Source organism: Streptomyces hainanensis, from assembly GCF_004348415.1.
GTDB classification, from domain to species: Bacteria; Actinomycetota; Actinomycetes; order Streptomycetales; family Streptomycetaceae; genus Streptomyces; species Streptomyces hainanensis.
In genome coordinates this window covers 1-4,629 of sequence record NZ_SMKI01000556.1, presented here as the reverse complement: position 1 = coordinate 4,629, position 4,629 = coordinate 1, and the positions used below count along the sequence as shown (strand labels likewise).

The 4,629-nt window shown below is 74.9% G+C and carries 5 protein-coding genes; all 5 read right to left on the bottom strand.

Annotated elements, in window-relative coordinates; all coding sequences use genetic code 11:
• A partial coding sequence (locus tag E1283_RS32350; protein WP_132821726.1) for an AfsR/SARP family transcriptional regulator occupies positions 1–767 on the bottom strand: 767 nt, incomplete at its 3' end.
• 101 nt (positions 768–868) lie between these two features.
• The gene (locus E1283_RS32345) at positions 869–2,059 is read right to left on the bottom strand and encodes a hypothetical protein (RefSeq protein WP_243745256.1); all 1,191 of its coding nucleotides are present in this window, start codon (positions 2,057–2,059) and stop codon (positions 869–871) included.
• Between the two features lie 14 nt (positions 2,060–2,073).
• A complete protein-coding gene (locus E1283_RS32340; RefSeq protein WP_132821725.1) occupies positions 2,074–3,168 on the bottom strand; it encodes a HesA/MoeB/ThiF family protein in 1,095 nt (364 codons plus the stop codon).
• Positions 3,169–3,331: 163 nt separating this feature from the next.
• Positions 3,332–3,457 carry a hypothetical protein gene (locus E1283_RS39590; protein ID WP_279571309.1) on the bottom strand — a complete coding sequence of 42 codons (126 nt, stop codon included), beginning with the start codon at positions 3,455–3,457 and terminating at the stop codon, positions 3,332–3,334.
• A 169-nt stretch (positions 3,458–3,626) separates the two neighbouring features.
• Entirely contained in the window at positions 3,627–4,556 is a 930-nt protein-coding gene (locus E1283_RS32335; RefSeq protein WP_132821724.1) for a TIGR01777 family oxidoreductase, read from the bottom strand.
• Positions 4,557–4,629 lie beyond the last annotated feature (73 nt).

The following is a 4,629-nucleotide window of genomic DNA, read 5'->3' as shown; positions in this document are numbered from 1 at the left end:
CTCGGCTGACCGGCCGGCCCCACCCCGGCCGGGTCCGCGTCCCGGCGCAGGATCCGGGCGTGCAACTCGCGCAGCGCCGGCCCGGGTTCGTCCCCGAGCTGATCCACCAGGCGCCGGCGGATCCCGTCGTACGACGCCAGCGCCTCGCCCTGCCGCCCGCTGCGGTGGAGCGCCAGCATCAGCATGCCCGCGATCGTCTCGTCCAGCGGGTGCTGCTCCGCGAGCTGGTGCAGGAACGGGATCTCCTCCGCGTGCCGTGCCAGCCGCAGGCCGAGCTCGGCGCGGCCGATCCTCGCGGTCAGCAGCTCCCGTTCCAGCGTCACCCGGGCGCTCGCCGCCCACGCCGTGGTCAGATCGGACAGCGGCCGGTCGTCCCACAGCGCCAGTGCCCGGTCGAACAGGGCGAGCGCGACCGGCTCGTCCCGCCCCCGCACCGCGTCCCGCGCCTGGGCCACCAGACGACGGAAGCGGTGCAGGTCGACGGCCGCGGGGTCGACGGCGAGCAGGTAGCCGCCGCGCCGCCGCAGCACCAGGGAGTGGCCGGCCGGCAGTGCCCGCCGGAGCCGGGTGGCGCAGGTGTACAACGCCGCCCTGGGGTGCCGGGGCAGCTCACCGCCCCAGATCTGGTCGATCACCAACTCGTCGGAGACGAACTCGTCGGCGCGCCACGCCAGCGCGGCCAGCAGCGAACGCACCCGCTCCGAGGCCAGGTCCACTTGCGTTCCCGGCACCCGCAGCCGCACCGAGCCGAGCAGTCGGATCTCCATCGCACCAGCCAATCGTCGAACGGACCGGTCGGTACTGTGGAGCACGCCCGCATGGCCCGCGCATGGCCACGCCATGCACGCCGCGCCCGCCCGCGCGCCGGTCACAGTGCCGGGGTGCGCCGGCGCGACAGCAGGCGCCGCACCCGCGGCCCGTGCCGCCGCCACCAGGCCCACGCCCACAGGCACTGCAGGCCGCCCACCACCGCGATGGTCGTCGCCGCGTCCAGCGCCGTCACCCAGTCGGTGGGCTCGACCACCGCCGTGAGCGAACGACGCAACAGCGGCCACGTCACCTGCGTCAGGATGTTCACGCCGAGCACCAGGGCCGTGCCCGAGCCCCCGACGAGCAGCACCGCGTACCAGCGCAGCGCACGCCGCTCCCGCCCGGGCAGCCCGGCCAGCGGGTCGCGGGCCGGGCGGCGGACCAGCCGGGCGGCGAGGAAGCGCAGGTGACCGATCGCGTCGCCGAACATGTTGCGGCACCCCGTCAGGTCCTGGAGGACGAAGTAGAGGTCGGTGCGCATGAACACCATCAGCTGGCTCGCCGTGCCGAACAGCGCGGCGAGGACCAGCACCGTCAGCACGGGAATGCCGCCCCACAGCGCCATGGCCGTCAGGCCGGCCCCGCAGATCGCCAGGTCGAGGACGATGCCCGCCAGATAGACCGTCAGCCGCGTGCGGCGGTCCGCCAGCCAGATCCCGGAGACCTCGGTCTGCGCCACCAGGAAGTGCAGCCGGGTGCCGAGCCGGATCTGCCCGGGCACCCCGGCGGCCCGCGCCGTCAGCAGGTGCGCCAGCTCGTGCAGGAAGATCAGCAGCCACGTCAGCGCGGCCTGGGTGAGCAGCACGACCGTGCCGTGTTCGGCCCACAGGAGGTCACCGAGCCGGGGCACCGCCGCCGGCCTGAACACCGCGACCGCGACGCCGCAGAGCGCCAGCGCCAGCAGCGCGCCGTGCAGCAGCGGGCTCAGCGTCCACCGCACCTGGCGGGGCGTGACCCGGGGAAGGCTCGACGCCACCGGCTCGGGCCCCGGCTGGGTCCGGCCGTCGATCGACGCGACCATGCCGAGCCCGGCCAACGTCCGCACGAATCCGGCGACATCGAGGTCCTGACCGGTCTCGGCACGGATCCGCGCCCTGGTGTCCCGCACGGTCGCGCCGGACTCCAGCGCGCGGATGGCGCGCACGCCCGCGTCCGGCACCGCCACGTAGCTCCCCGCGTCCCGCCGCCCGACGATCCACTCCGCGCCGTCCGCGCGGAAACCCAGCGGATGGAAGACCACCCTCGACACGCCGTCACCCACCGTCAGCCACCGGCACGGCCCGGCCCGCACAGCTCGCACCCCTCGCGCGCCGGATGCCGCACGTACACCAGGTGGTCGGGGGCGATCAGGTTGACGCCCCTGACGTAGCCGGGTGGCTGCCTGGCCGTGTCGGTCAGCAGCGAGATGATCTCGTACGCCACCAACTGGCCGGAGATCGCCGCCGAGGGCGCGATCACCCCGTGCCCCCCGATCACCGGCATCGGTTGGCCCGGCGCGACCCTGGCCTCCTCGCCGGCCGCCACGCACTCGTAGCAGGGCCCTTCGGGCGCGTAGGTGCCCACGGAGACCAGCGGCCCGTTGTACCCGCCGCCCACCCAGGGCACCCCGGCCGCGACGCAGGCCCGGCTGGCCATGATGTTGACGTCCTCGACCGGCGACTCGTCCGCGCACATGGCCAGTACGTCGAAGCCGGCCAGCAGCTCCGTCAGTTCCGCCGCGGTGTGCACCATCCGCCGTTCCGTGGTGACGGTGACCTCCGAGTTCACCGCCCGCAGCGCGCTCGCGGCGGCCGTCACCTTGGGCCGGCCGAGGTCGGCCTCCGTGTAGAGCGCCTGCCGGGTCAGATTGGTCAGTTCGACCACGTCGGCGTCCACACAGTGCAGCCGGCCGGTGCCGGCCGCCGCGAGCGCCCAGGCGGCGTGGCTTCCGGTGCCGCCGAGGCCGAGGACCAGCACCCGGGCGTTCCTGAGCCGGAGTTGGGCGTCCCACCGGCCCGGCCGCGGCCGCAGGTCGACCCGGCGGAAGAACGCCTGGTTCCTGCCGTACCGTTCGGCCTCGGCGACGCTCAGCCCCTCCGGTGTCGACTGGTCAGCCGCGTCCTCGACGTACCCGGAGTCGATCAGCTCGGCGACCAGGCCGGCGGCGGTCCGGGGGGAGAGCTCGGGGAAGTCCTCGCACAGCCGCCGTATGACGCCGGCGGGGGAGTGCTCCCCGTCCAGCAGGGCGAGCGCCGCCCAGACCCAGCCGTGCGGGTCCCTGATCTCGGCGGCCAGCCCGTAGACGTCACCGCCGATCCGCACCAGTCCCTCCGTGTGCCGGTGGGGAAGATGCTCGACCTTCACTCGTGGACGTCGCACTGCGGCACCCTCCCTGGTGACCTGCGGGCCTGGTGTCCCACGGGCCGGCGAGAGGAGGTCACGCCTCTCGCCGGCCCACCCCTCGTGAGGTGACACGGGCTGGCCGAACCGTGGTTCAACGCGCGGTTCAACGCGCGGTTCAGCGTCCGGTTCAGCGCTCGGTTCAGCGCGAGACGGCCTTGTTCTGGATCGTCTCGATCCTGTCGAGCAGCCGGATCTCGATGGCCCGCGGAGCGGCCTCCTCCTCGGGCCGCACGGTCGTGACGGTCTCTTCCTGGACCTCGGCCACGGTGTTCTCCCTTGCGTCGACTGCTTCGGCGACGATCGCCGCCGCACGTCCACCCTCGCGCGGACGGCTGTCGCCGATCTGTCGCCGATCTGTCGGCGGGGAAGTCACGGGGGAGTCGCGGAGGGAGTCGCGGGGGAGCCGAGGGAAGGTCCCGGAGGGCCCGGACGGTTCAGGAACCCGCCACGGCGGCCCTGACCTGCTCCTCGACGGTCGGGTGGGCGAAGGCGAAGCCGGCGTCGAGCAGCCGGCGCGGCACCACCCGCTGGCTGCCGAGGACGTCCTGCGCGAACTCGCCGAGCACCAGGCGCAGCGCGGGCGCCGGCACCGCGCACAGCGTCGGCCGGTGCAGCACCCGGCCCATCACCCGCGTCACCTCGCGGTTGGTCAGCGGCTCGGGGCCGGTGAGGTTGACCGGGCCCGAGAGCCCGGGGAGGTCGTCGAGCAGGAAGCGGAGGGCGGCCACGTGGTCGTGGAGCGAGATGGCGCTCCAGTACTGCCGGCCGCTGCCGAGCCGGCCGCCGATCCCGGCCCGGAAGATCGGGAACAGCCGCCCCCACGCCCCGCCGGAGCGGGCCACCACCAGGCCGGTCCGGGCGAACGCGACGCGCACCCCGGCCCGCTCCGCCGGCTCGGCCGCCGCCTCCCAGGCCACCGAGAGGTCGGCGAGGAAGCCGGTGCCCGCCGGCTCGTGCTCGTCCACCGGGCGGTCGCCGGTGTAGCCGTAGTAGCCGATGGCGCTGCCGGCGACCAGGACGCGCGGCGGCCGGTCGAGCGAGGCGATCGCGTGGGCCAGGGACGCCGTTCCGACGACCCGGCTGTCGCGGAGCTCCGCCTTGTAGCGGTCGGTCCAGCGGTGGTCGGCGACGCCGGCGCCGGCGAGGTGGACGACGGCCGTGCAGCCGTCGAGCGCCACCCGGTTGACCTCGGGCTCCTGACCCGACGGATCCCAGCGCTCCTCGTCCGCCGTGCGCGGCGGCCGCCGCACCAGCCGGACGACGTCGACCCCGTCGGCGCGCAGCGCGGCGACCAGCGCCGAGCCGATCAGCCCGGACGACCCGGTGACGGCGACGCGCTCCGGGCGCTCTTCTGGTTCCCGCATGGCCTCATCCTCGTCGATCGGACGATCACGCGTCGACCCGACCGCCGGGGGCGGGTCGGGCCAGGGCCCACAG